Origin of the sequence: Massilia niabensis (assembly GCF_042655085.1) — a bacterium.
Classification (GTDB): Bacteria; Pseudomonadota; Gammaproteobacteria; order Burkholderiales; family Burkholderiaceae_D; genus Telluria; species Telluria niabensis.
This window is the reverse complement of sequence record NZ_JBHSMU010000008.1, coordinates 98,782-124,333: the sequence shown is the minus strand read 5'-3', so window position 1 is coordinate 124,333 and position 25,552 is coordinate 98,782. Positions and strand designations below refer to the sequence as shown.

21 protein-coding genes are annotated in these 25,552 nt (G+C 63.5%); 4 read left to right on the top strand and 17 right to left on the bottom strand.

Annotation, left to right across the window (positions count from 1 at the left end; all coding sequences use genetic code 11):
* Positions 1-193 precede the first annotated feature (193 nt).
* The 14 genes from ACFPN5_RS07490 to ubiE form a co-directional block, all read right to left on the bottom strand.
* The gene (locus ACFPN5_RS07490; protein WP_379781696.1) at positions 194-574 is read right to left on the bottom strand and encodes an RNA-binding S4 domain-containing protein; all 381 of its coding nucleotides are present in this window, start codon (positions 572-574) and stop codon (positions 194-196) included.
* A 14-nt stretch (positions 575-588) separates the two neighbouring features.
* The gene (clsB, locus tag ACFPN5_RS07485; RefSeq protein WP_379781694.1) at positions 589-1,773 is read right to left on the bottom strand and encodes a cardiolipin synthase ClsB; all 1,185 of its coding nucleotides are present in this window, start codon (positions 1,771-1,773) and stop codon (positions 589-591) included.
* A gap of 3 nt (positions 1,774-1,776) precedes the next feature.
* Positions 1,777-2,589, bottom strand: coding sequence for an endonuclease/exonuclease/phosphatase family protein (locus tag ACFPN5_RS07480; protein ID WP_379781692.1), 813 nt, complete (start codon positions 2,587-2,589; stop codon positions 1,777-1,779).
* A gap of 103 nt (positions 2,590-2,692) precedes the next feature.
* Positions 2,693-2,893 carry a hypothetical protein gene (locus tag ACFPN5_RS07475; protein ID WP_379781690.1) on the bottom strand — a complete coding sequence of 67 codons (201 nt, stop codon included), beginning with the start codon at positions 2,891-2,893 and terminating at the stop codon, positions 2,693-2,695.
* A 470-nt stretch (positions 2,894-3,363) separates the two neighbouring features.
* Positions 3,364-4,278, bottom strand: coding sequence for a serine O-acetyltransferase EpsC (epsC, locus tag ACFPN5_RS07470; protein WP_379781688.1), 915 nt, complete (start codon positions 4,276-4,278; stop codon positions 3,364-3,366).
* 134 nt (positions 4,279-4,412) lie between these two features.
* The gene (nudB, locus tag ACFPN5_RS07465) at positions 4,413-4,862 is read right to left on the bottom strand and encodes a dihydroneopterin triphosphate diphosphatase (RefSeq protein ID WP_379781686.1); all 450 of its coding nucleotides are present in this window, start codon (positions 4,860-4,862) and stop codon (positions 4,413-4,415) included.
* A gap of 106 nt (positions 4,863-4,968) precedes the next feature.
* Positions 4,969-6,762 (bottom strand): aspartate--tRNA ligase, encoded by a 1,794-nt coding sequence (gene aspS / locus ACFPN5_RS07460; RefSeq protein WP_379781949.1) that lies wholly within the window; start codon positions 6,760-6,762, stop codon positions 4,969-4,971.
* Between the two features lie 74 nt (positions 6,763-6,836).
* Positions 6,837-7,469, bottom strand: a complete 633-nt coding sequence (locus tag ACFPN5_RS07455; RefSeq protein ID WP_379781684.1) for a DUF502 domain-containing protein — start codon at positions 7,467-7,469, stop codon at positions 6,837-6,839.
* A 54-nt stretch (positions 7,470-7,523) separates the two neighbouring features.
* On the bottom strand, positions 7,524-7,856 hold the full coding sequence (locus tag ACFPN5_RS07450; RefSeq protein WP_379781682.1) for an FmdB family zinc ribbon protein: 333 nt from the start codon (positions 7,854-7,856) through the stop codon (positions 7,524-7,526).
* Positions 7,857-8,213: 357 nt separating this feature from the next.
* The gene (locus ACFPN5_RS07445; RefSeq protein WP_379781680.1) at positions 8,214-8,810 is read right to left on the bottom strand and encodes a methyltransferase domain-containing protein; all 597 of its coding nucleotides are present in this window, start codon (positions 8,808-8,810) and stop codon (positions 8,214-8,216) included.
* A 29-nt stretch (positions 8,811-8,839) separates the two neighbouring features.
* A complete protein-coding gene (gene ubiB / locus ACFPN5_RS07440) occupies positions 8,840-10,411 on the bottom strand; it encodes a ubiquinone biosynthesis regulatory protein kinase UbiB (protein ID WP_379781678.1) in 1,572 nt (523 codons plus the stop codon).
* Positions 10,411-11,121: a ubiquinone biosynthesis accessory factor UbiJ gene (locus ACFPN5_RS07435; RefSeq protein ID WP_379781676.1), complete on the bottom strand. Its 711-nt coding sequence runs from the start codon at positions 11,119-11,121 to the stop codon at positions 10,411-10,413. Before ACFPN5_RS07435 ends, ubiB begins: the two co-directional genes overlap by 1 nt.
* A gap of 106 nt (positions 11,122-11,227) precedes the next feature.
* Entirely contained in the window at positions 11,228-12,211 is a 984-nt protein-coding gene (locus ACFPN5_RS07430; RefSeq protein ID WP_379781674.1) for a Tim44 domain-containing protein, read from the bottom strand.
* A 10-nt stretch (positions 12,212-12,221) separates the two neighbouring features.
* Entirely contained in the window at positions 12,222-12,956 is a 735-nt protein-coding gene (gene ubiE / locus ACFPN5_RS07425) for a bifunctional demethylmenaquinone methyltransferase/2-methoxy-6-polyprenyl-1,4-benzoquinol methylase UbiE (protein ID WP_379781672.1), read from the bottom strand.
* Positions 12,957-13,119: 163 nt separating this feature from the next.
* Between ubiE and ACFPN5_RS07420 the strand changes: the two genes are divergently transcribed.
* From ACFPN5_RS07420 to ACFPN5_RS07405, 4 genes are all read left to right on the top strand, one after another.
* Positions 13,120-15,339, top strand: coding sequence for a hybrid sensor histidine kinase/response regulator (locus ACFPN5_RS07420; protein ID WP_379781670.1), 2,220 nt, complete (start codon positions 13,120-13,122; stop codon positions 15,337-15,339).
* A gap of 150 nt (positions 15,340-15,489) precedes the next feature.
* The gene (locus ACFPN5_RS07415; protein WP_379781668.1) at positions 15,490-17,109 is read left to right on the top strand and encodes a hypothetical protein; all 1,620 of its coding nucleotides are present in this window, start codon (positions 15,490-15,492) and stop codon (positions 17,107-17,109) included.
* Complete coding sequence (locus tag ACFPN5_RS07410) at positions 17,106-17,309, top strand: cold-shock protein (protein WP_379738821.1); 204 nt, start codon at positions 17,106-17,108, stop codon at positions 17,307-17,309. Before ACFPN5_RS07415 ends, ACFPN5_RS07410 begins: the two co-directional genes overlap by 4 nt.
* Before the next feature lie 203 nt (positions 17,310-17,512).
* Positions 17,513-20,362, top strand: a complete 2,850-nt coding sequence (locus ACFPN5_RS07405) for a M16 family metallopeptidase (RefSeq protein ID WP_379781666.1) — start codon at positions 17,513-17,515, stop codon at positions 20,360-20,362.
* Positions 20,363-20,472: 110 nt separating this feature from the next.
* On the opposite strand, the gene ACFPN5_RS07400 is transcribed toward ACFPN5_RS07405, so the two are convergent.
* From ACFPN5_RS07400 to ACFPN5_RS07390, 3 genes are read right to left on the bottom strand one after another with little or no spacing between them, the layout of a single operon-like run.
* Positions 20,473-20,895 (bottom strand): gamma-butyrobetaine hydroxylase family protein, encoded by a 423-nt coding sequence (locus ACFPN5_RS07400; RefSeq protein WP_379781664.1) that lies wholly within the window; start codon positions 20,893-20,895, stop codon positions 20,473-20,475.
* A 9-nt stretch (positions 20,896-20,904) separates the two neighbouring features.
* Positions 20,905-21,345 carry an HIT family protein gene (locus ACFPN5_RS07395; protein WP_379781946.1) on the bottom strand — a complete coding sequence of 147 codons (441 nt, stop codon included), beginning with the start codon at positions 21,343-21,345 and terminating at the stop codon, positions 20,905-20,907.
* A gap of 11 nt (positions 21,346-21,356) precedes the next feature.
* Complete coding sequence (locus ACFPN5_RS07390; protein ID WP_379781662.1) at positions 21,357-25,364, bottom strand: DUF3683 domain-containing protein; 4,008 nt, start codon at positions 25,362-25,364, stop codon at positions 21,357-21,359.
* Positions 25,365-25,552 lie beyond the last annotated feature (188 nt).

Here is a 25,552-nt window from a genome sequence, read left to right as displayed (position 1 = left end):
AGAGGTGGGGTTCTAGGATTGAGGTGGGGCAGCTTCGCGACTATGCAGTGGCTGGTTGAACGCGTGGGCGGGAGACCCGCCCACCCTACGCTGGCTCGCGGAACGCTAACGTGACTCGGAGGGACGTAGGGTGTGCGGCTCTGCCGCGCACGCGTTCAACCAGCCCCAGCGTAGCCTCGACGAAAAAACATGCCTACCCCCCAGCCCGCGAAATCGCCCGCCGGTCGCGCTTGGTCGGTCGCCCCTTGATACTGCTGCCCGGCTCCGGAAACAGCCGCCGTGCCTCCGAATCGTTCTCGCGCCGCGTGATGCTGTCTTCGGTCTCGCTATACAGCGCGCGCGCAATCGGGGCCGCGCCGCGCTTGTCGGAAATGCCGAGCACCACGACTTCCCAGCGGTCCGAGCCGTTGTCGATGAAAATCTTGTCGTTCACCTTCACGGCGCGCGCCGGCTTGATCGGTTCGCCGCCGATGCGCACGCGGCCGCGGTCGACGGCGTCGGTTGCCATCGAACGGGTTTTGAAAAAGCGCGCGGCCCACAGCCACTTGTCGATGCGTACGTTGTTGTCTTCCATAACCCTGCTCTTCCTTATGCGTAACCGATGGCAAACACGCGCATCGTCAACTTATAGAGAAGGTACGCCAGCTCATACGATGCCCTGCGCACCCATCCCATGCCTTCGAATTCCTCGGGACGCACGACGACGCCGTCGGCGATGCCCCCTCTGATATGGGTACGCACGGCCTGGGCAAAAGAGGCGTTTCTCACGACAATGTTCGCTTCCTGGTTGAGGAACAGGGACAGGCCGTCGCAGTTGCTCGAGCCGACGGTGGCCCAGTCGTCGTCGACCACCGCGATCTTCGCGTGCAGCTGGGTCTTGCGGTATTCGACCACCTGGATGCCGGCGGCCAGCAGCTTCGGGTAAAACGAGCGCGCCACGGCGTCCTGCAGGCGGAATTCGCCGACGCCGATCAGGAGCGTCACCTCGACACCCCGGCTCGCGGCCTGGGCCAGGGCGTCGCGGAACTTGCGGCCCGGCGCGAAGTACGGATTGGCCAGCAGCACGCTTTTCCTTGCCTGGCCGATGGCCTGCAGATAGGCGCGCTGGATCGTGCGCCGGTTGCGCAGGTTGTCGCGCACGACAAAGCCTGCCCGCATCGGCCGCACGGCCTCGCCCGGCGGCTGGCGCACGCCCGTGCGTCTTGTTTCGCGTTGGGTTTCGAGAAACAGCTCCATGCGGTGGATCAGCTTCAGGTGGCCGGCCCGCATCCACTGGGCCTGGGCCTCGAAATGGATCTGTTCCACCAGCGGCCCGCGCACGCATACCGCGAAATCCCAGCGCGGGGCCGGCAGCGAGCGTCTGGGATCGTAGTCGCACAGCATGTCGTCGTTGATGTTGATGCCGCCGACAAAAGCCGTGGCACGGTCGACCACCGTGATCTTGCGGTGGGTGCGCGCGATGCCGCGCCTGAACCAGCGGTTGAACACGCGGTAATGCACGCCGGCGGCGGCAAAGGCTTCACCGATGCGGCGGCAGGCACGGTCGCCGGTGCCGAACCAGTCCACCAGTACCCGTACTTTGACGCCGCGGCGCGCGGCGCGCATCAATGCCTGGGCAATGCTGCCGGCGACCGCGTCTTCGGCAAAGATATAGGTTTCGAACAGGATTTCCTGCTGGGCGGCGTCGATCGCCGCGATCATCGCCGGGAACAGCTGTTGCCCGGTTTCCAGCAGGGTGACATCGTTGTTCGCTACGTAAGTAACGCTGCGCATGGCTCAGGCCAGCTGCAGTTCGGCGACGATCGGAGCGTGATCGGACAGTTTGGCCCATATAGAACCGGCCATCACCTGGGCATTGTCGACCTTGAAGCCGCGCACATAAATGCGGTCGAGCCGGAACCAGGGCAGCGCGGCCGGGAAGGTCCGCGCCGGCGCCAGGCGCGGCTGGCGGCCGGCCCAGCCGCGCACCATGTCGCCAAGCGGCGACTTCGGCCCGAGCTCATCGAATACCTCGGTCACGCCCAGTGCCTGGCGCAGGCGGTCGCTGAGGGTGTTGCGCCAGTCGTTGAAATCGCCGGCGATGATCACCGGCTCGTCGTTCGGCGCCGAATGCCTGACGGCCTCGATCAGCTGGAGCGTCTGGCGCCCGCGCCCACCCTCGAACAGGCCGAGGTGGACGACATAGCAGTGGACCTTGCCAGCTGGCGTTTCAAGGACGCAATGCAGGATGCCGCGCTGCTCGTAGGCATGGTCGGAAACGTCGTGGTTATGGCTGTTTTCGATCGGAAAACTGCTGAGCAAGGCATTGCCGTGGTGGCCGTGGTCGTAGACGGCGTTCATGCCGTAGGCGGAATGGTGCGAGTCGCCGGCAAAGTACTCGTACTGCGCTTCGTCCGGCCAATGGCGGTGCGTATGCGCATGCTCGCCGTAACGCACCTGGTGGCGGTCGTGCCGTCCCTGCACTTCTTGCAGGAACACGATATCGGCGTGGAATTCGGAGATCGCCTTTTTCAGTGCCAGTACCCTGGGGGTACTACGCAAGGACGAGACGCCTTTGTGAATATTATAGGTTGCGACACGAATCTTCATGGGAACATTCTAACCCCATCAGTCCGTGTTCTTTTTTATAACGCTTCCAATCGTGCGGACGCGGGGCGCGGTCTTCTGGGAACCGCTACCCCCGCGCGCAGGATCATTCAAACGCAGGCGCTGCTTCCCAGTTTTTACGCAGGGCCGCGTTGCGAGGCGAAGCCAGGTGCTCCGCTTCGGCCAAAGGCACGGAAATCAGGCGCGGGCCGGCAAGGCGTAACCCGCACTGCAGGTCGATGTAAAAACACTCATTGTCCACGCTGACTGCCTTGACTTTCTCGTGCGTTGGTTCGAATTGTTCCATTGCGTTCTCCCAGAATCCGTTGATTGGACTTTTGTGTTGCAGATCAAAAACTCGCTTGATGCGAGCCGTTGACGATATGCGACTCGTTTCCGATTGTCAAACGCCGGAGCTATTGTGCGCGAGATAACATAGCAAATTTTATAGCAATTTTTTTCCTACAGGAACATGTTTCTAGATGTAAGCAGGAAAGTTTCCGTACATAATTTGTTTAATTGAGTCGCATAATTGTATCAATTTGTATGCAAAATAGGCCGTTTTACGGCCCAGTCTAACGATTTTTCCCTAAGGCAATGAAAACTAATGATTGCTAAAAAGCATTTTTTTGTGTGCTAACAAGAAATACTTTGTACGTTTTTAAGCAATCATTTTGTAGGACTTTTGGAGGTCTGCCGTTGTATTTTCGCCTACGCACGAAAAACGCTTGACGCGTATCGAAAAGCGGTATCTCTTCCTTTCGGCATTCAAAAAGGCTACACGTTCCGCATCTGGGCCTGGGTAACGTTGCTGCCCGGCGCGACGCTCTGCGTCAGCCAGACATTGCCGCCAATGGTCGAGCCGGCGCCGACCGTGATCCGGCCGAGGACGGTGGCGCCGGCATAGATGACGACGTCGTCCTCGACGATCGGGTGGCGCGGCGCGCCTTTCAGCAGCGCACCATTGTCGTCCGTCGGGAAGCGCCGCGCGCCAAGTGTGACGGCCTGGTACAGGCGCACGCGCTGGCCGATGATCGCGGTTTCGCCGATCACGACACCCGTGCCGTGATCGATGAAGAAGCTGGCGCCGATCCGGGCGCCGGGGTGGATGTCGATCCCGGTCAGCGTATGGGCGATGTCGGCCGCCAGGCGCGCCAGGAAAGGCGTGCCGAGGCGATGCAGGCAGTGCGCCAGCCGGTGGTACAGCACCGCAATGGTGCCGGGATAGCACAGCATGATTTCGGCCACCGAACTGGCGGCCGGGTCGCCGGCCAGCGCCGCTTGCACGTCCGACACCAGCAAGGCGCGGATGTCGGGCAAGCTGCCTGCGAACGCGCGCGTGATGCTGCGCGCCTGCTCGGCCAGTTCGAGCTCGCCCGCATCTTCCAGCCCGGGATTGAAACGCAGCGCGCGCCGCACCTGCCCGACCAGGCGGTCGAGTGCGACATTGAGGGTGTCGCCGACAAAATAATCGATGCTTTCGTCGTTCAGGTCCGGGCGGCCATAGTGGGTCGGGAACAGCGCCGCCGACACGCCCTCGATCACCTGCTGCAGCACGGCGCGCGAGGGGAGCTCGCGTACGCGCCCCTGGTGGCGGATGTTATGGGTCGACTCGCGCGAGGTGCGCAGCGCGTCGATGATGGGGCCGAGGTGCCAATGGCTGGCGCCGGCCGGGTCATGGTCATTGTTCATTTGACCAGATTACTCCAGGACGGAGGCGAAGCGAACGATTTTAATCGCACTTCTTTATATTAAAACAAGGTCCCGGATCGTATTGAGTGTATGCAATTTACCGACAGAAAAGTTAGTCTGCGGCGGCGCGGCGGCTAACGCTGGATATGACGCGGCAGTTGCAGGACCGCTTCCGCGTTCGACGACGAAAAGCAGCGGTCCGCGGCTTCGAGCAGCGGTAGCCAGGCGTACTGCAGGTGCTCGCGCGGGCTCAGCGTGATGGCGATGTCGCGTGGCACGCAGACGGAAAACACGTGCTCGGTGTTGTGGGTGACGCCAGGCGCGTAGCGGTGGCGCCAGGTCGGGTAGATCTCGTAGATGTTCGACAGGCCCCAGTCGTGCAAACGGATGCGTTCGCCATCGGCGACGATGCCGGTTTCCTCGAACAGCTCGCGGGTGGCGGTGGCCAGCAGAGGCTCGTCCGGCGTGTCGAGCGAACCGGTGACCGATTGCCAGAAGCCGGGACGGTCGGCGCGCTCGATCAGCAGCACATCCAGGTCAAGCGTGTGGATGACGACGAGGACGGATTCTGGAATCTTGTGCACTGACTATCCTTGTTATGCAAATAAAAAAGGCCGGAGCGTCATTGACGACGCTCCGGCCCCTATTCTACCCAGCCATCAGGCCAGCCGTGCTTAGCCGACTTTCGGTTCAACCGACCTTAGGCTCATTACGCAGGCGGATATGCAACTCTTTCAGCTGCTTCTCGTCGACTTCCGACGGCGCATTGGTCAGCAGGTCCTGCGCGCGCTGGGTCTTCGGGAAGGCGATCACGTCGCGGATCGATTCCGAGCCGGTCATCAGGGTCACCAGGCGGTCCAGGCCGAAGGCCAGGCCACCGTGCGGCGGCGCGCCGTACTGCAGGGCGTCGAGCAGGAAGCCGAATTTCAATTGCGCTTCTTCGGCGTCGATCTTCAGCGCGCGGAAGACCTTGCTCTGCACTTCTTCGCGGTGGATACGGATCGAACCGCCGCCCAGTTCCCAGCCGTTCAGGACCATGTCGTAGGCCTTGGCGATGCAGGCGCCCGGATCCGTTTCCAGCATGTCTTCGTGGCCGTCTTTTGGCGCGGTGAACGGGTGGTGGGTCGCGGTCCAGCGGTTGTTTTCTTCGTCGTGCTCGAACATCGGGAAGTCGATGACCCACAGCGGCGCCCAGGTTTCCTCGAACAGGCCGGCCTTCTTCGCGAATTCCGAGTGGCCGATCTTCACGCGCAGCGCGCCGATGGCGTCGTTGACAACCTTGGCCTTGTCGGCGCCGAAGAAGATCAGGTCGCCATCCTGCGCGCCCGTCAGTTCCAGGATCTGCGCCAGGACCTCGTCCGAGATGTTCTTGACGATCGGCGACTGCAGGCCGTCACGGCCTTTTGCCTTCTCGTTGACCTTGATGTAGGCCAGGCCCTTGGCGCCGTAGATGGCGACGAACTGGGTGTAGGCGTCGATTTCCGAACGCGGCATCGAGCCGCCCTGCGGCACGCGCATGCCGACCACACGGCCGCCGGCCATGTTGGCGGCGCTGTTGAAGACCTTGAACTCGACCGACTTCATCAGTTCGGTCAGTTCGGTGAACTCGAGTTTCACGCGCATGTCCGGCTTGTCCGAACCATACATGCCCATGGCGGTGGCGAAATCCATCACCGGGAACGGGTTCGGCAGGTCGATGCCGGCAGCGTTCTTGAAGACGACGCGCATCATGTCTTCGAACAGGTCACGGATTTCCTGTTCCGTCAGGAACGAGGTTTCGCAGTCGATCTGGGTGAATTCCGGCTGGCGGTCGGCACGCAGGTCTTCGTCGCGGAAGCACTTGGTGATCTGGTAGTAACGGTCGAAGTTGGCGACCATCAGCAGCTGCTTGAACAGCTGCGGCGACTGCGGCAGCGCGAAGAAGTTGCCCGGATTAACGCGCGACGGCACCAGGTAGTCGCGGGCGCCTTCCGGGGTCGACTTGGTCAGCATCGGGGTTTCGATGTCGATGAAGCCCAGGTTGTCGAGGTACTTGCGCACTTCCATCGACACTTTATAGCGCAGGCGCAGGTTGTGCTGCATCTGGCCGCGGCGCAGGTCGAGCACGCGGTGCGTCAGGCGGGTAGTTTCCGACAGGTTGTCGTCGTCCAGCTGGAAAGGCACCGGCACCGAAGGGTTCAGCACTTCCAGTTGCGTGGTGTTGATCTCGATCTTGCCCGACTTCAGGTTGGCGTTGGCGGTGCCTTCGAGGCGGTTGACGACGGTGCCGGTGATGCGCAGGCAGTACTCGTTGCGCACATGCTCGGCAGCCTTGAACACGTCGGCATTGTCCGGGTGGCAGACCACCTGCACCAGGCCTTCGCGGTCGCGCAGGTCGATGAAGATCACGCCGCCGTGGTCGCGGCGGCGGTGTACCCAGCCGCACAGGCTGACGGTTTGGCCCAGCAGTTCTTCGGTGACGAGGCCGCAATAGTTGGTACGCATGGAGGACATATTTTTCTCTATTCCAGGTTGGTGTATCGGTTGCCGCCCGCGGCGGCCTTGATGCTTGCTTGTTCTTAGTGGGTGACCACGTCGCGGGCGACGGGGGCGCTGACAGGCGTGTCGCCCGGCGCCACCACTCCCATGGAGACGATGTATTTCAGCGCCGCATCGACCGTCATGTCCAGCTCGACGACCTTGCTGCGTTCCATCATCAGGAAAAAGCCGGAGGTGGGGTTCGGGGTCGTCGGCACGTAGACGCTGACGTACTCGCCGACCAGGTGGTTCTTCACGTCGCCGCCGGGCACGCCGGTCAGGAACGCGATGGTGTACGACTCGGCATGCGGATACGGGATCAGCACGGCCTGGCGGAAGGCGTTGCCGGACGACGAAAACAGGGTGTCGGACACCTGCTTCACGCTGCCGTAGAGCGAGCTGACCACGGGAACGCGCTTGAGCAGGCGCTCGCCCACGCGCACGACCCATTTGCCGACCAGGTTATTCGTCAGCAAGCCCGTCAGGAAGACGATGGCGATCGTCAGGATCGCACCGATGCCCGGCACATCCATGCCGATCAGGTTGCGCGGCTGCCAACGCTCGGGCACGAACATCAGCGACTGGTCGAGCGTGCCGATGACCAGGTTCAGGACCCAGCCCGTGATCGCCAGGGGAACCAGGATCAGGAGGCCGGTGAGGAAATATTTGCGCATCGCGTTCTCGTTGTTCTTATTGCTGCGGCCCAAAGGCCGCAGGGCGTGATCCCATCAGGACGCGCTCTTGTCGCCGCTTGGTGCCGCGGCAGCGGGAGCAGAACCGGCGCTCTTGCCGGCGTCGCCCGAGGAAGAGGCAGCAGCAGGAGCGGCGGCCGTATCGGACGCAGCGGCGGCAGGTGCCGCTCCGGTCGCCGGCGCTTTGCCGCCACGGAAATCGGTCACGTACCAGCCCGAACCCTTGAGCTGGAAACCGGCGGCAGTCACCTGTTTCTTGAACGCGCTCTTGCCGCAAGACAGGCAATCGGTGAGGACCGGGTCAGAAATTTTTTGCAGTACATCTTTGGAAAAACCGCATTCGTCGCAGCGGTAAGCGTAAATCGGCATGTGATACTCCGCAAAAATCTTCAAAACCCTGAATTATAAAGCTTTTAGGGCCGGTGTTAGCTTTTCGGGGGCAAGGCCGGCGAGAGGATGGGCGGCGGATGACATCCAGGGCGAAGCGCCCGGGCGCCCAAGCCCATAGTGTTGTTTTTCGCCAGCATCGCGCAAGGTTCGGTTTGCCGAGTGTCAACTGTATGTTTAAATAGCATCCCTGAACAGCATGCTGCCGGTTGGGCAAACGACCAGCCGCACGAATGATCAAGAAACAGAAGTTGGCGCGATCCCGAATCGCCGCATGGCCGTACAAGAACGCTGTATTTCCCGAGCCCGCGCATGCGGGCATTTTTTTTGCCTGTGCGTCTAGCGGCGGCGCCAGACCATCCAGCGTTCCGTGCCCTCGAACACCGGCAGCGAGTCGGCAACCGCTGCCTCGTCGACCAGCTCGAAATGGGGCGACAGCAGCGCCTCGAGCGCCGTCCTGGCGATGCCGAAGGGCGGGCCTTTGGGCGACTCTCCAAAGAAAAAGAAGCCGGCCAGCAGGCCGCCCGGCACCAGCAGCGCCGCCCAGCGCGCCGCGAGCTGCGGCCACAGGCTTGGCGGCATCGCGCACAGGAAGGCGCGCTCATAGATCAGGTCGAGCGGGCGCTGCGGCTCCCAGGCAAAGAAATCCGCTTCGAGCACGCGCGGCGCCCACTGGCCGGCAAGTTGGCGCGCCCGGCTCACCGCCGCCGGCGAAAAATCGATGGCGAGCGCATCCCAGCCGGCATCATTCAGGTAAATCAGTTCGTATGCAGTGCCGCAACCGGGAATCAGGACCGTGCGCGGCCCTTCGCTGGCCTTGACGAAATCGTGCAAGGCAGCCGGCACGCCGCCCAGGTCCCAGGGCGTGAAGCCGCGTTCGAAGCGCTCGTCCCAGAAATCGGGTGCGCGCGGATCGCGGCTTGCGAATTCAGGCATGATTATCAGGCATGGTCAGTGGAGCAAGCCTAGAACGGGTTGCCGTAGCGCGTCAACACGGCGGCGAAGATGATGCCGGACGCGACACCACCCGCCAGCCAGGCCACGAATCCGATCAGCCGGTTGGTGCGGCGCTGCTCGACCACGAGCATGCTGAGCAGCTCATGGGTGGCCAGGTGCGGATGGGACTGCTGCTCGAGCGCGCGGTGCACCAGGCGCGGCAGTTGCGGGAAGATGTGGGCGTAGCGCGGCGCCTCGTCCTTGAGTTTCTCGACAAAGCCCCGCCAGCCGAGCTGGTCGCCCATCCAGCGCTCGAGGTAGGGCCTGGCCGTCTTCCACAGGTCGAGGTCTGGGTCGAGCTGGCGTCCGAGGCCCTCGATGTTGAGCAGGGTCTTTTGCAGCAGCACGAGTTGTGGCTGGACTTCGACATTGAAACGGCGCGAGGTCTGGAACAAACGCAGCAGGACCTGGCCGAACGAGATGTCTTTCAGCGGGCGGTCGAAGATCGGTTCGCAGCAGGCGCGCACGGCGGATTCGAGTTCATCGACGCGGGTATTGCGTGGCGCCCAGCCCGACTCGATGTGGGCCTCGGCAACGCGCTTGTAGTCGCGCCGGAAGAAGGCCAGGAAGTTTTGCGACAGGTAGTCCTTGTCGAAATCGTTCAGGGTGCCGACGATGCCGAAGTCGAGCGCGATGTAGCGGCCAAAGGTTTCCGGCTCGACCGACACCAGGATATTACCGGGGTGCATATCCGCGTGGAAGAAACCGTCGCGGAAGACCTGGGTGAAGAAGATCTCGACGCCATCGGTCGACAGCTTTTTCAGGTCCACGCCTTCGGCCGCCAGGCGGTCGATCTGCGAGACCGGGATGCCGTTCATGCGCTCCATGACGATCACGCTGCTGGAGCAATAGTCCCAGTACATTTCGGGCACCATCAGCAAATCGGAATCCGCGAAATTCCGGCGCAGCTGGGCGGCATTGGCCGCCTCGCGCATCAGGTCCAGCTCGTCGTGCAGGTATTTGTCGAATTCGGCGACGACTTCGCGCGGTTTCAGCCGGCGGCTGTCCTTCCACACGCGCTCGACCAGGCTCGAGGCCATGTCCATCAGCGCCACGTCTTCGTCGATGGTTTTCTTCATGCCCGGACGTAGCACCTTGACCGCCACTTCCTTGCCGTTCTTCAGCGTGGCGAAGTGCACCTGGGCGATCGAGGCCGAGGCCACCGGCACCGGGTCAAAACTGGCGAACAGCTGGTCCGGATGGGCGCCGAGCGACTCGGTGATCTGGGCAATGGCGAGGGCCGAATCGAAGGGCGGGACCCGGTCCTGCAGCAGGGACAGCTCGTCGGCGATATCTTGCGGCATCAGGTCGCGCCGGGTCGACAGCACCTGGCCGAACTTGATGAAGATCGGGCCGAGCTCTTCCAGGGCGAGGCGCAGGCGGATCGCGCGTGGACTGGTCATCCTCCTGCGCCAGAAAAACATGCCGCTAACAAAACGCGCAGTACGCGGCGCGTCGAAACCGGACATTGCAATTTCATCGAGGCCGTACTTGGTTGCGACCGTGAAGATTTTAAGCAGGCGCAGGAATTTCAATATCATCAGCTGTCCAGGGTGGTGTCCCCGCTCGGGCGGGTTGTCGGAATGAGGGCAATCGGTTCAGCCGGCAGCTGCGCGGCCACCTTGCGAGCCTGATGCTGCGCCAGCAGGCTTTCCAGCCGTGCCACCTTCTTAGCCGCGCGTTCGACGTCATCGCGCAGGCGCACGACATCGGCGCCGAATTCCTCGACCTGGCCTGGCCGGGCCAGCACCGGGCGTTCTTCGACCAGGAATTCGGCCAGGTTCTCCGCCAGACGGCGGCCGGTGGCGCGCAGGCCGTTCACCGAGCTGCGGGCCCCGCCGGCCACCCGGGTCGCGACGATCGGACCGAACAGGCGTTCGAGGTCGTGCTCGGGTTCCCAGCGCAGGCCGCGGCTGAGCGTCGATATCGTGTTCGCAAACTCGGCATCGCCTTCGATGCGCACATAGGAAAACGCCCGGTCGCGGTGTTGCGCGATCAGCGGCAGGTCGGCCAGCTTGACGTGGATGGTGACGGCCGGCAGCGCTGCCGGTTCGCCTGCCTCAAGCAGCCCATCCGCCCCCACACGCAGGCGCAATTGCAGGTGACCGGTATCGATGCAGGCGAGTTTGCCGGCATGGCGCCGCAGCGACGCGCGCGCCCACTCCTCCCCAGCCAGCAGGTGGTTGATCGTGGCGACGGCGGAAACCGTCAGGGCACGTTGCGGCGACAAGAGAGAAGCGTTCGGGAACATGGGTAGGGGTCGCTAAAAAACAAAACCGCCCGTTGTAACGCGGGCGGCTCTGATCTTACCAGTTTGCCCGGCACAAACTCGGGCGCACGGGAAACTTTCCAAAAAATTATTGCTGCTGTTGAATACCTGCGAGGACCCAACCGGTATTGCCCGACAGCGGCTTTTCCATGTTCCACACTTCCGAGAACGGCTCGGCCGGCGCGTTCGGTGCGGTGCGGATCATGCCGTCGAACTGGACGCTTGCCAGGTAATCGCTGGCCGTCGTTTCGATCCCCAGCAGCTGGGCGTCGATGGAGACGACATCGGTAAAGTCGGCATTCGCGCCGCGTTCCGCGATCTGCATCTTCAGCTCGGCAAACACCTCGGGGGTGGTGAACTCGCGCAGGTCGGCGACGTCGCCCTTGTCCCAGGCCGCCTGCATGCGGATGAAGGAGGACTTGGCATGGCGCAGGAAGGCTTCGGTATCGAAGTCGGCCGGCACGCCCCACGGGGTGTGCGGGGTCGCGCCCGCCGGGGCGACTGGCCCAGCCTTGTTCAGCGACACGCCCGCTGCCGTGCCCTGGAAGGCGCTCGGCTGGTGGCGCAGGCCGGAACCGATTTCAGGCGTGGCGCCGGCAGGGACCGGCTGGCCGCTGTAGCCGCCCTGGAAGGCCGGGTTGGCTGGCGTGTCCTTGCGGCGGAACATGCGCACGATGAACATCACGGCCAGCGCCAGCAGCGCGATCATCAGGACGGCAGAGAGGAAGGACGCTATGGCGCCGCCGATACCGAGATGCGAGAACAGGGCGCCCAGGCCCAGGCCGAGCAGCGCGCCGCCGAGCAGCCCCTTCCACATGCTCGGTTTCGCTGCCTGTGCGGCACGCGCACCGGCCGCGCCGGCAGCAGCGCCGGCAACCGGGGCGGCTGGCGCCGGGGCTGCCTGCTGGCGATTCATGGGCGCCGCCGGAGCCGGAGCCGGCATCTGGCGGACCGCCTGCGACTGGCGGCCGATGGAACGCTTGCCGCCCATCGGGCGCGCGGTGGCTTCGGCAATCATGGCGGTGGCGGTCAGCGCCAGCATGGCCGTGGCCAGGAATTTTTTCATTTTCATCGAAGTCCCCTTAAAGTTTGATACCAGTATGCAAAGCTGCCACGCCTGCCGTCAGGTTGAAGTACTGCACGCGCTCCAGGCCCGCGGTCTGCATCATGCCTTTCAGCGTTTCCTGGTCCGGGTGCATGCGGATCGACTCGGCCAGGTAACGGTAACTCTCCGCATCGCCGGCGATGCGCTGGCCCAGCCACGGCAGCACCGAGAACGAATACACATCGTAGGGCTTTTGCAGGGGCGTCGCCACTTTCGAAAATTCCAGCACCAGCAGCTTGCCGCCGGGTTTCAGCACGCGGCGCATTTCCGCCAGCGCCTGGTCCTTGTGCGTCATGTTGCGCAGGCCGAAAGCGACACTGACCCGGTCAAAATAATTGTCCGGGAACGGCAGCTTTTCGGCGTCACACAATAAAGTTGGGGTCACCAGGCCTTTATTCAATAGTCGGTCGCGGCCGACGCGCAGCATCGATTCGTTAATATCGGTCAGCCAGACTTCCCCGCTCGGCCCCGCCTGTTTCGCAAACGCCTTCGACAGGTCACCCGTGCCGCCGGCGATGTCGAGCACCTTGAAACCGGGACGCACGCCGGCCTGGGCGATGGTGAAGGTCTTCCAGATGCGGTGCAGGCCACCGGACATCAGGTCGTTCATGACGTCGTATTTCGCCGCCACGGAATGGAAAACCTTGGCGACCTCGTGGACCTTCTCGTCCTCGGACACGGTCTTGTAGCCGAAATGGGTGGTATTGGTCATAAGTAGGTGACTGTTTAATCTTTTCGCATTATACAAGCGCCCTGCATTACGGGCGCCCGGGGCACGATGGCGGCGCCGCCGGCTCATCAGTGCGTGGCTTAAATATTGACTCTTGTATAATCACTCTCCCTCATTCCGCTTTCCTTACTGGCAACTTCCTTCGATGCGAACCAGGACCCGTTTCCTGCTTTTAGTCCTATCCGTACTGGTTCCCTCGTTCATCGCGGCGGCGCTGGCCGTTGCCTACGTTTACCGCGACGCGCAGGCTGCGCAAAACCGCAGCATGGCCGAGACGGCGCGCGCCATGGCCTTATTGGTCGACAACGAGCTGGAAAAGAAGGAGGAAGTGCTGCGCGTTCTGGCGGCGTCACCCGCGCTGGCGGACAACCGCTTGCCCGTCTTTTACGATTACGCCCGGGACGTGGTGATTGCACCGGACGCGCATATCGTCCTGTTCGACCTCGAATCGCGCCAGTTGCTCAACACGCTCCGCCCCTACGGCAGTGTCCTGCCGATTCGCAACGTCTCGAACCTTTCCCAGTTGATGACAAAACATGGAAACGGCGGCATGCTGGTGTCGGACTTGTTCACTGGGCAAGTGGTCAAGCGCCATGTGTTCGCGATCCAGGTGCCCGTCAAAGCGGGCGGTTCCGTACGCCACCTGCTGGCCATGGCCGTCAGCGCCGGTTCGCTGCAGGGCCTGCTGATGCGCCAGCACCTGCCCGCTGCCTGGCTGGCGACCGTGGTCGACCGCAAGGGCGTCATCGTGGCCCGCACTCGCGATCCGGAACGCTATGTCGGCAAAATGGTGCGCGAGAGCTCGCGCATCCGCATGGCCCAGGCCCCGGACACGATGTACGAATCGCGCACCCTGGACGGCATCGATTCGCGCGTATTCGCCAGCACGGTGCCGGGCGCGGAATGGAAAGTGCTGCTCAGCGTTCCGCACAGCGAGCTGCGCCAGGCGCCGCTGCGCGCGGCCGCCCTGCTCGGCGGCCTGATGACCCTGCTGCTCCTGATCGGCCTGGCCGCCGCACACCGTTTTGCCAACCGCGCAATGGCCCCGCTCGAAGCGCTTGGCGAAAGCGCGAAGGCGCTCGGTGACGGCGTCGAGCTGCCTTACCGGCCGCTCGGCTGGGCCGAGCTCGACACCGTGGCGCAGCGCCTGGCCGAGGCCAGCACCCGCATCCGCCATGCGCAAAGCGAGATGGAGGCGCGCGTCGCCACTGCGATCGCCGCCACCGAACGGGCGCAAACGGCGCTGCTGAAGAACCAGAAGCTCGAAGCCCTCGGGCGCCTGACCGGCGGCATCGCCCACGAATACAACAACCTGCTGCAAACCCTGACCACCGCACTGCAGCTGGCGTCCTTCAGCACCCGCGAAGACAAGGTCAAGACCCTGATCCAGACCTGCCAGCGCACGGTGACCCGGGCCACGGTCCTGACCGGCCAGCTGGGCTCCTTCGGGCGCCAGCAGGAAGCGCGCGTGGCGACGGTCGACATCTGCGACCAGCTGCACAGCGCGGTCCAATTGATAAAAGGTTCGCTGCGCAACGATGTCACCGTCGAGGTGCATTGCGAGAAAGACGTGTGGCCGGTGACGCTCGAGCCGCTGCAGTTCGACATCGCCCTGCTCAACCTGGCCCTGAACGGGCGCGACGCCATGCCTGGCGGCGGCACGCTGCGCCTGCAGGCCAGCAATGTGTCGCACGATGGTGTCGACGGCACCTTGCTACGCGGCGACTACGTCCTGGTGAGCATGACCGATACCGGCTGCGGCATGACGCCGGACGTCATGGCGCGCGCGCTCGATCCCTTCTTCACCACCAAGCCGCCCGGCCAGGGAACGGGCCTGGGCCTGCCGCAAGCCTATGCGTTCGCGGTCCAGGCCGGCGGCACGCTGGTGCTCGACAGCATTCCCGGTATCGGCACCCGGGTCGACATGTACCTGTTGCGCGCACAGGAGGTGGTCCCGGTGGTGGCCGCCCCCCCGCAGGCCGCGTCCTCATCGCGGGCCAGCGGCACTGTGCTGTTCGTGGAAGACGATCCGCTGGTGCGCGAGGCCGTGGTGCGCGCCCTCGGCGACAGCGGCTTCGAGGTGCTGGTGGCCGACAACGGCGAGGCCGCATTGCGGCTGCTGGAAAGCGAGGGCTGCCGTCCCGACGTGGTGTTCTCCGACATCGTGATGCCGGGCCAGGTCAGCGGCGTCGACCTCGCCACCATCCTCAAGCAACGCTATCCTGGCCTGCCGATTGTGCTGGCGACCGGCTACACCGAACAGCAGGTAGCGCTGCCGGGCATCAGGATCGTCGCCAAGCCGTACCGGATCGAGGAAGTGGTGGACTTGCTGTCGAGCGCCGTCCGCGGCCAGGCAGGCAACTGAGCAAGAGGGCCTGCCGCACAGCAGGCTTTCACACCGTTCACGAGCCGAAAGCGGCCGTCCAGCACCGCGATCTCCCGGCGGTATCCAGCTTGGCGATACTGGTTGTGCCCCGGCCATGCCGGCCACTTACCCTGTCGCCACTGGATTCCCGTGACCTTTCGCCCCTCCATTCTCCCTTGCCTCCTGCTGCCGCTGGCAGTCTTTGCCACCCCTGCCCTCGCCGCCGGGCAGGCCCCTGCCCTGCCCCACGCCGCGGTCCGGGTGCAGGACGACCTGTTCCTCGCCGCCAACGGCGCCTGGCTGGACCGCACCACCGTTCCCGCAGATAAGTCCGAGGTCTACGCCGCCGACTTGCCGGCAATTATCAACGCGCGGGTGCGCGCCATCGTCGACGACTTGCGCCGCCAGCCGCAGCCGGCGGGCAGCGACGCGCGCAAGCTGGTCGACTACTTCGACAGCGAGATGGATACCGCGGCGATCGACCGCACCGGCCTGGGTCCGGTGCGCGCGCAACTGGCGGCGATCGACGCCATCGCCAACCCGCTCGAGCTGGCACGCTGGCAGGGACGCGTGCAGGGCATCCTGAAAACCCCCTTGTGGCTGTGGGGAGGCTTTGCCGACTTCAAGGACCCCGGCACCAACCGCGTGCTCGTGATGCAGGGAGGACTGGGCTTGCCCGACCGCGACTACTACCTGAATAAAGGGGCGCGGATGGAAAGCGCCCGCGCCGCCTACCTGGCCTACCTGGCAACGCTGGCCAAACTGTCCGGCGAACGCCATCCCCGAGCGGCAGCGCAGCGGGTGCTGGCCCTGGAAAAGCGCCTGGCGGCGGCGCACGTGCCCGCTGCCGAGGCTACCAATCCGGCCCGGGTGCAGCCGCTCGCCGCCGCCGGGCTGGCCGGTACGGCGCCCGGTCTCGACTGGCAGGCCTTCCTGGCGGGAGCGGGGATCAAAGCGGGCGAAACGGTGAACCTGGTGCATCCGCCCGGGGCCGCGGCGATTGCCCGCCTGCAGCACGAACTGCCGCTGGACGACTGGAAGCTCTACTTCCGGCTGCGCACGCTCGACTCGGCGGCGCCGCTGCTGCCGGAACCGTTCCGCGCTGCTCATTTCGCCTTCCGCGGCAAGGCGCTCGGCGGCCAGGCGGTACCCGCTCCACGTGCCGAACGCGCGCTCGACTCATTGAGCGCAGCGCTGGGCGACGCGCTCGGACAGGCCTATATGCACCGCCATTTTTCCGCGCAGGACAAGGCGCGCGTCGAGCGCATCGTGGAGGTCGACTATCTGCTCAAGCCGATCAGCATGGAACGCCTCGGTCAGGCCTTGCGCAAGCTGGAGGCGCGTGCCCTGCCCAATGGGCCCGTTGCACCCAAAGCGCCACTGGAAGAATCGAGCAGGATTTTTATCAAGGACGGCGAGCGCTGCCACATGGTGGACCTGGCGGCGATCCGCTGTTTTGAGAGTTGCAGGAACCATGTGCAGGTGTATTTCGGGAACCAGCATGCCTATATCCGGAAAGCCCTGAATGCCGTCGAGGAGCGCTTTGACCATCCTTTCAATGCCGCTCGGAAATGCTTGATGCCGCTCGTCACATGTTGCGTCGCGAAGAGCCAACTCATCAGGAAAATTGCAAACAATTGTGCTTCGTTGTTGTTCACTTATGCCTATAATCGATTTGCTTTGTTAAGCCCGGTGCTGGCGTTACGCGTTTCATTACCGCAAGCCCAAGCAAGGCAAACACAAATAATCTATAGGGGAGCAACAACATGACGAGCGGTACTGTTAAATGGTTCAACGATGCGAAGGGTTTTGGCTTCATTACCCCGGACGGCGGTGGTGAAGACGTATTCGCGCACTTTTCGGCTATCAACTCCACCGGCTTCAAGTCGCTGGCCGAGAATCAGCGCGTGAGCTTCGAGATCACGACCGGCCCAAAGGGCAAGCAGGCTGCCAATATCCAGCCGCAGTAATGGTTTAGCTGTACGCGTTGCCACGAGCGACGCAGTGCGGTTGGAATCCATGCGAAAGCGCCCTTCCAGGGCGCTTTTCTTTTGGCGGCGCCGTTGATAGCCGCCCTCGCTTGGGCGTTGTAGCAATCAGGAAACTGCAATACTATGCAGAAACCTGTGGCCTGCCGCAACGGCTGCCCGCCCTATCCCAGGAAGCCAATGACATGAAGACTATTCCATCGACCCTCTTGCTGGCCGCGTGTTTTACCTCGGCCTTGACCTCGGCCGTCGCGCTTCCCGCACATGCCGCAAAGCCGGCACAGGCCGCGTCCAGGGCGGGGCTGAAAGTGGACTTCCAGAAGTTCACGCTGCCAAACGGACTCGATGTCATCTTCCACATTGACCGCTCCGATCCGGTCGTTGCCGTGAACCTGACGGCCCATGTGGGTTCAAGCCGCGAGAAAGCCGGCCGCACGGGCTTCGCCCACCTGTTCGAACACCTGCTGTTCCTGGAATCTGAAAACCTGGGCAAGGGCGGCCTCGACAAGATGAGCGCCCGCATCGGCGGCTCCGGCGCCAACGGGTCGACCTCGCAGGACCGCACCAACTACCTGCAGACGGTCCCCAAGGACGCGCTCGAGAAAATGATCTGGGCCGAAGCGGACAAGCTCGGCTGGTTCATCAACACCGTCACCGATCCGGTACTGGCCAAGGAGAAACAGGTCGTCAAGAACGAGAAACGCCAGGGCGTCGACAACGCGCCCTACGGCCACACCCGCTACGTCATCAACAAGGCCCTGTACCCGGCGGACCACCCGTACAACTGGCAGGTCATCGGCTCCCTCGACGACCTGCAGAATGCGACCCTCGACGACGTCAAGGAATTCTTCCGCCTGTGGTACGTGCCGAACAATGTGACCCTGGTGCTGGCCGGCGACTTCGATCCGGTCCAGGCACGCAAGTGGGTCGAGAAGTACTTTTCCGAGATCAAGCGCGGCGATCCGATGAAGCCCATGGCCAAGCGCCCGGGCGTGGTGGAGCAAACTGTAAAACTGGCCCACGAAGACAATTTCGCGAAACTGCCCGAGCTGACCATGGCCTGGCCGACGGTCGAGGACTTGCATGCCGACGCCTATGCACTCGAAGTGCTGGCCGAATACCTGTCGCAAACGAAGCGCGCGCCCTTTTATAAAGTGCTCGTGGAAGACGGCAAGCTGGCGCCGAACGTCCAGATCGGCAACCAGAGCTCGGAACTGGCGGGCCAGTTCATGCTGCGAATTCGTGCTTTCGAAGGCAAGCCCCTCGACGAGGTGGCGGGCGCGGTCGACAAGGCGTTTGCCAAGTTCGAACAGGAAGGCATTTCGCAGCGCGACCTGAACCGGATCAAGGCCGGCCTCGAGACCCGTTTCTATAACTCGGTGTCCAGCGTGCTCGGCAAATCGGCGCTGCTTGCGGAATACAACTATTTGACCGGCAATCCAGGGTATGTCGTGGAGAGCGTCAGGAAAACGCTGGCGGTCACGCCTGCCGACGTGCGGCGCGTGTATGACACCTATATCAAGGGCAAGCCTTACGTTGCGACCAGTTTCGTCCCGAAGGGCAAGCTGGCGCTTGCCCTCTCCGGCTCGGCCAAGGCCGACGTCGTCGAAGAGAAAGTCGTGCAGGGGGCGGAGAAGACGGTCGATGCGAGTGGAAATGCGGAATATACGAAGACCGCGTCCAGCTTCGACCGCAGCAAGGAACCTGCCTACGGGGCTCCTGCCGCCCTGAAGGTGCCGCAGGTGTGGGACACCAGGCTGGCCAATGGCATGCGCGTGGTCGGCATCGAGAACAACGAAGTGCCGCTGGTGCAGTTCGATATCGCGATCGATGGCGGCCTGCTGCTCGACAAGCTCGACAAGGTGGGCGTCGCCAACCTGATGGCGCGCATGATGACCCAGGGCACCGCCACGAAAACCCCGCAGGAGCTGGAAGAAGCGATCCAGCAACTGGGCGCGACGATCAATGTGTCGGCCCGGGTCGAGGATGTGCGCATCAGCGTGACGACCCTGGCGCGCAATTACCGAGCGACCCTGGACCTGGTCCGGGAAATCCTGTTGCAGCCACGCTGGGACGAGAAGGAATTCGCCCTGATCAAGCAGAGCGTACTGAGCCAGATTCGCCAGCAGGAAGCCGATCCGAACGCGCTGGCAAGCAGCAATTTCGCCAAGCTGGTCTACGGAAAAGACGACATCCGTTCGCGCAACATCCTCGGCACGGCCGAGACCGTGAATGCGATCACCATCGACGACCTGAAGGGCTACTACCGGGCCAACCTGACGCCTTCCAACGCACGCATGCACGTGATCGGCGCCCTGCCGAAAGCCGCCGTGGCGCGTTCGCTGGCCGAACTCGGCCGCGAATGGAAGGCGCGGCCGGTCGCGCTGCCGCCAGCATCGAGCGCGGCTGTCCCGGCGCCTGCCAAAGTCTACTTCGTCGATGTGCCGGATGCGAAGCAGTCGGTAATCCAGGTGGGCTACCGCGCGCTGGCGGTCACCGACCCGGACTACTACCCGGCTACCGTGATGAACTACATCCTCGGCGGTGGCGGTTTCGCGTCGCGCCTGACCCAGCAGCTGCGCGAAGGGAAAGGCTATACCTACGGGATCAATTCGAATTTCTCGGGCAGCAAGAGTGCCGGGCCATTCGTCATCGCCAGCGGCGTACGCACCAACGTCACGCTCGAGTCCACCCAGCTGGTGAAACAGATCCTGCAGGACTACGCCCCGACCTACACGGCGGCCGACCTGGAGACGACCAAGAACTTCCTCATCAAGAGCAATGCGCGTGCCTTCGAGACGTCCACCGCCAAGCTGGGCATGCTCGACAACATCAGCAAGTACGGCTGGCGCGCCGACTACATCAAGGACCGCGAACAGACGGTGAAGGCGATGACGCTGCCGCAAGTCCAGGCCTTGTCGCAGAAGTATCTTGATCCGTCGAAGATGGTGTGGCTGGTGGTGGGCGATGCGAAAACGCAGCTGCCGAGGATGAAGGAACTGGGTTTCAATACGCCTGTGCTGATCGAGAAGTAAAGTGGGCACACTGCTGCATGCGACTGCATGCGGCTGGAGCCAAAGCAAAAAGCGCCCTTTCAGGGCGCTTTTCTTTTGAACACGCCGGCGGTAGCGCCGGACCCGCTTTATCAGTGGCTATGCCCGCCGCAGCCGCCGGTACGCACCGGCGCACCCGGCAGCACGGTGCCCGGCTCGCGTCCGCTATCGCCCTCGAACCCGGCCGCATGCAGGCGCGCCATGTAGTCCGCCCACAGCGCATCGTGCTCGCTGCCCAGCTTGTACAGGAAGTCCCAGGTATAGATGCCGCTTTCGTGGCCGTCGTTGAACAGCGGTTTCACGGCGTAATTGCCGACCGGCTCGACGCCGCGGATGCCGACCTCGCGCTTGCCCACTTGCAGCACCTCCTGGCCGGGGCCGTGGCCCTTTACTTCGGCCGAGGGCGAATACACGCGCATCAGCTCGAACGGGATCGAAAACGCGCTGCCGTCATCGAAAGCGATGTCGAACAGGCGGGATTTTTGATGGACGGTGAGTTCGGTCGGCGTTGGCATGATGGTTCTTTACGATTGTTGCAGGCGGCGCGCGATGGCCTCCTGCAGGTGCGGCAGTTGCGCGCGGCGCGCTTCGAGAACGGATTCATCGCTCTTGCGCACGGCGGTGGCCCAGACCGGCGCCGGGAAATGGGCATCGTCCGCATAGCGCGGAATGATGTGCCAGTGCAGGTGCGGCACGACGTTGCCGAGGCTGGCCACGTTCATTTTCGTGGGCGCCATCGTTTCGCGCACCGCCTGCTCGACATGGAAGACCACTTCGTTGAGCAGCAGGCGGTCTTCGCGCGACAGGTCGCTCATTTCGCGCACATGGTCTCGCCAGATCACCCGGCAAAACCCGGGATAATTCGCGTCGTCGACGATGATGACCGACAGCTTGTCGTCGGCGTACACCGCCGGCGTCGCATTCGGCCCCCCCTGCGCGCACAGTTCGCACCCTTCTTCCTGCATTGACGTACCACTCACACTAACACCCTTTCGATACCGCCGTTATTGGCGCGTGCCACATAATCCGGCAGCCAGTTCTCGCCCAGCAAGTGCTTGGCGATTTCGACCACGATGTAGTCGGCCGAGGTGCCGGCGTCGCCATTGTAGCGCGACAGCCCTTGCAGGCAGGACGGGCAGCTCGTCAGGATCTTCACTTCGCCCTCGAAACCGTCTTCACGCAGCTTGGCCGCGCCCTTCTCGACTTCGCTTTCCTTGCGGTAGCGCACCTGGGTGGCGATGTCCGGGCGCGTCACGGCAAAGGTGCCGGATTCGCCGCAGCAACGGTCGTTCTTCTCAATCTTGACGTTGTCGAAGGTCTGCACCAGCGCGTTCACGGTCTTGATCGAGTCCTGCATCTTCATCGGCGTGTGGCAGGGATCGTGGTACATGTAGCGCGTGCCGCTCACGCCTTCAAGTTTGACCCCTTTTTCGAGCAGGTATTCGTGGATGTCCATGATGCGGCAGCCAGGGAAGATCTTCTCGAACTCGTAGGTCGCGAGCTGGTCGTAGCAGGTGCCGCAGGACACCAGCACCGTCTTGATGTCGAGATAATTCAGGGTGTTCGCCATGCGGTGGAACAGCACACGGTTGTCCGTCATCATCTTGTCGGCCTTGTCGTACTGGCCGGCGCCGCGCTGCGGGTAGCCGCAGCACAGGTAGCCGGGCGGCAGCACGGTTTGCACGCCGACTTCCCACAGCATCGCCTGGGTCGCCAGGCCCACCTGCGAGAACAGGCGCTCGGAGCCGCAGCCGGGGAAGTAGAACACCGCCTCGCTGTCGGCATTCGTCGCCTTCGGGTTGCGGATGATCGGGATGACCTTGTCGTCCTCGATGTCGAGCAGCGCGCGCGCCGTCTTCTTCGGCAGGTTGCCCGGCATCTTCTTGTTGATGAAGTGGATCACCTGCTCGCGGATCGGCGGCTTGCCCGTGGTCGGCGGCGGCGCCGCGGTCTGCTCTTTCGCGAAGTTCTTCAGCAGGCGGTTCCCCAGGCGCTGGGCCTTGAAGCCGATGCCGACCATCGCCGCGCGGGTGGCGTTGATCGTGGTCGGGTCGGTCGCGTTCAGGAAGAACATCGCGGCGCGGTTGACCGGCTTGAAGCTGCGCTTGTCCATCTTGCGCAGCAGATTGCGCATGTTCATCGAGACGTCGCCGAAGTCGATGTTCACCGGGCATGGCGTGACGCACTTGTGGCAGACGGTGCAGTGGTCGGACACGTCCTCGAATTCTTCCCAGTGCCGGATCGAGACGCCGCGCCGGGTCTGCTCTTCGTAGAGGAAGGCTTCGATCAGGGCCGAGGTGGCGAGGATCTTGTCACGCGGCGAATACAGCAAATTCGATTGCGGCACGTGGGTGGTGCAGACCGGCTTGCACTTGCCGCAGCGCAGGCAGTCCTTGATGGAGTTCGCGATCTCGCCGATATCGCTCTGCTGCATGATGAGCGATTCGTGGCCCATCAGCCCGAAGGACGGCGTATAAGCGTTGCGCAGGTCGGCGTGGGCGCCTTCCAGATTCAGGAGTTTGCCCTTGTTGAAGCGCCCTTCCGGATCCACCCGCAGCTTGTAGTCGCGGAATTCCTGGATTTCGTCATCGTGGAGGAATTCGAGCTTGGTGATGCCGATGCCGTGTTCGCCCGAGATCACGCCGTCGAGCGAGCGCGCCAGCTTCATGATGCGCTCGACCGCCTTGTGGGCGTCCTGCAGCATGGCGTAATCGTCCGAGTTCACCGGCAGGTTCGTGTGGACATTGCCGTCGCCGGCGTGCATGTGCAGCGCCACGAACACGCGCGAGCGCAGCACCCGCTTGTGGATGTCCGTGCATTCGTCGAGGATGCATTTGTAGGCGGCGCCGTTGAAGATCTGGCGCAGCGGCGCGCGCAAGTCGTATTTCCAGGACACGCGCACGGTGTGGTCCTGAACCACGTCGAACACGGTCGCATCCGGCTGGTTGCCGATGCGGTTGTCCAGCACGCCCGACAGATGGCTCAAGCCGAGCTCATTGAGCTGGTGGTGCGCGTCGACCAGGCGCTGGTCGAGGTTCGCCAGCAGGTAGGTCCAGCGGGCGCGCACGCTTTCCACCAGCGCCAGCGCCTGCTCGGGACGGTCGCCCATGATCTCGTCGCGGGCCACGCCGTCGCCGCTGGCGTCGTCGCTCTTTTCCAGCGGCAGGTGGCCGTTCGAGAGGTAAGCGTGCAGTTCGCCGGCCAGTTGCAGCTTGTTGCGGATCGACAGCTCGACGTTGATGCGCTCGATGCCGTCCGTGTACTCGCCCATCCGATTCAGGGGAATGACGACGTCTTCGTTGATTTTAAAAGCGTTGGTATGGCGCGCGATGGCCGCGGTGCGGGCGCGGTCCAGCCAGAATTTCTTGCGCGCCTCGGGGCTGACGGCGACAAAGCCTTCGCCCACGCGCGTGTTGGCGATGCGCACCACTTCCGAGGCGGCCAGGGCCACCGCGTTTTCGTCGTCGCCGACGATGTCGCCAAACAGCGCCATTTTCGGCATCGTGCCACGCTTGGATTTGGTGGCGTAGCCGACCGCGCGCAGGTACCGCTCGTCCAGGTGCTCGAGGCCCGCCAGGCGCAGGGTTTCGAACTCGGGCTTGCCGTTCTTCGGTAGCCCGTCAAGGTAGTCCTTGATTTCGACGATCGACGGAATCGCGTCGCGCGCCTGGCCGAAGAATTCCAGCGCCACGGTGCGGGTGAACTTCGGCATCTTGTGCAGGATCCAGCGCGCGGACGTGATCAGCCCGTCGGTGCCCTCTTTCTGGATGCCCGGCAGGCCGGAGAGGAATTTGTCGGTGACGTCCTTGCCTAACCCCTCCTTCCGGAATTTTCGTCCGGCAATCGTCAGCGTCTCGGTACGGAAAGGCTGGCCTTTTGGCGCCCCCTTTACCGACGGGTGCGTCCATTCGAGCCTGAACACCGCGGTCGGGGCGTCGTGGATCTTCGACAGGTTGTGCTCGAGGCGCGTGACTTCCAGCCAGTCGCCGTTCGGGTCGACCATGCGCCAGGAGGCCAGGTTGTCCAGCGCCGTGCCCCACAGCACTGCCTTCTTGCCGCCGGCGTTCATCGCGATATTGCCGCCGATGCAGGAGGCGTGCGCCGAGGTCGGGTCCACCGCGAACACGAAGCCGGCCTTTTCGGCCGCCTGCGAGACGCTCTGGGTCACCACGCCGGCGCCGGTGTGGATGGTCGCGTAGTCGCGGTCCACGCCCGGCAGGCGCGTCATCTCGACTTCGCCCAGGCCGATCAGTTTTTCCGTGTTGATCACGGCCGACATGCTGGTCAGCGGAATCGCGCCGCCCGTGTAGCCGGTGCCGCCGCCGCGCGGGATGATGGTCAGCCCCAGCTCGATGCAGCCTTTGACCAGGCCCGCCATTTCCTCTTCGCTGTCGGGCACCAGCACCAGGAACGGGTATTCGACGCGCCAGTCGGTCGCGTCGGTCACGTGCGAAACGCGGTGCATGCCGTCGAAGCGGATGTTGCGTTTATCCGTGTAGGCGCCGAGCACGGCGCGGGCGCGCTTGCGCAGGTCGTACATCTCGCGGAACTCGCGGCCGAAGTCGTCCACGGCGCGGCGAGCCGCAGCCAGCAGTTGTTCGACAGCGCTGCTACGCGATGCCGCCACCACCGCATCACCTTCGCCCGTATCGACGCTCAAGCGGCGCTTGTCGACTTCGGCCAGCCGGTGGTGCAAGGCGTCGATCAGCTTCTGGCGCCGCTTCGGGTTGTCCAGCATGTCGTCCTGGAGGTAGGGATTGCGCCGTACCACCCAGATGTCGCCCAGCACTTCGTACAGCATGCGCGCCGAGCGGCCGGTCTGGCGCGCGCCGCGCAGCTCGTCGAGCAGCTGCCACGAGGATTCGCCCAGCAGGCGGATCACGATTTCGCGGTCCGAAAACGAGGTGTAGTTATAGGGAATTTCGCGCAGGCGCGTCTGGGCGTTGTCAGCCAGGAGGGTATGGATATGTGCTGGGGCGTTCATGATGAGATCAAACTTTGGTCTGGCCCGAAGGATATCCATTCTAGCTTATTGCGACGCACAATGCTGGGCTGGGGTGGATTTGCCAACCTGGCTCCCGCAACAAACTGCCGCCAGGCCGCCCTCCGTGCAAATTACATTTGCACGAACGACTGCTGAGGCATCGAAAAGACGCCCACAGGCCAATACCC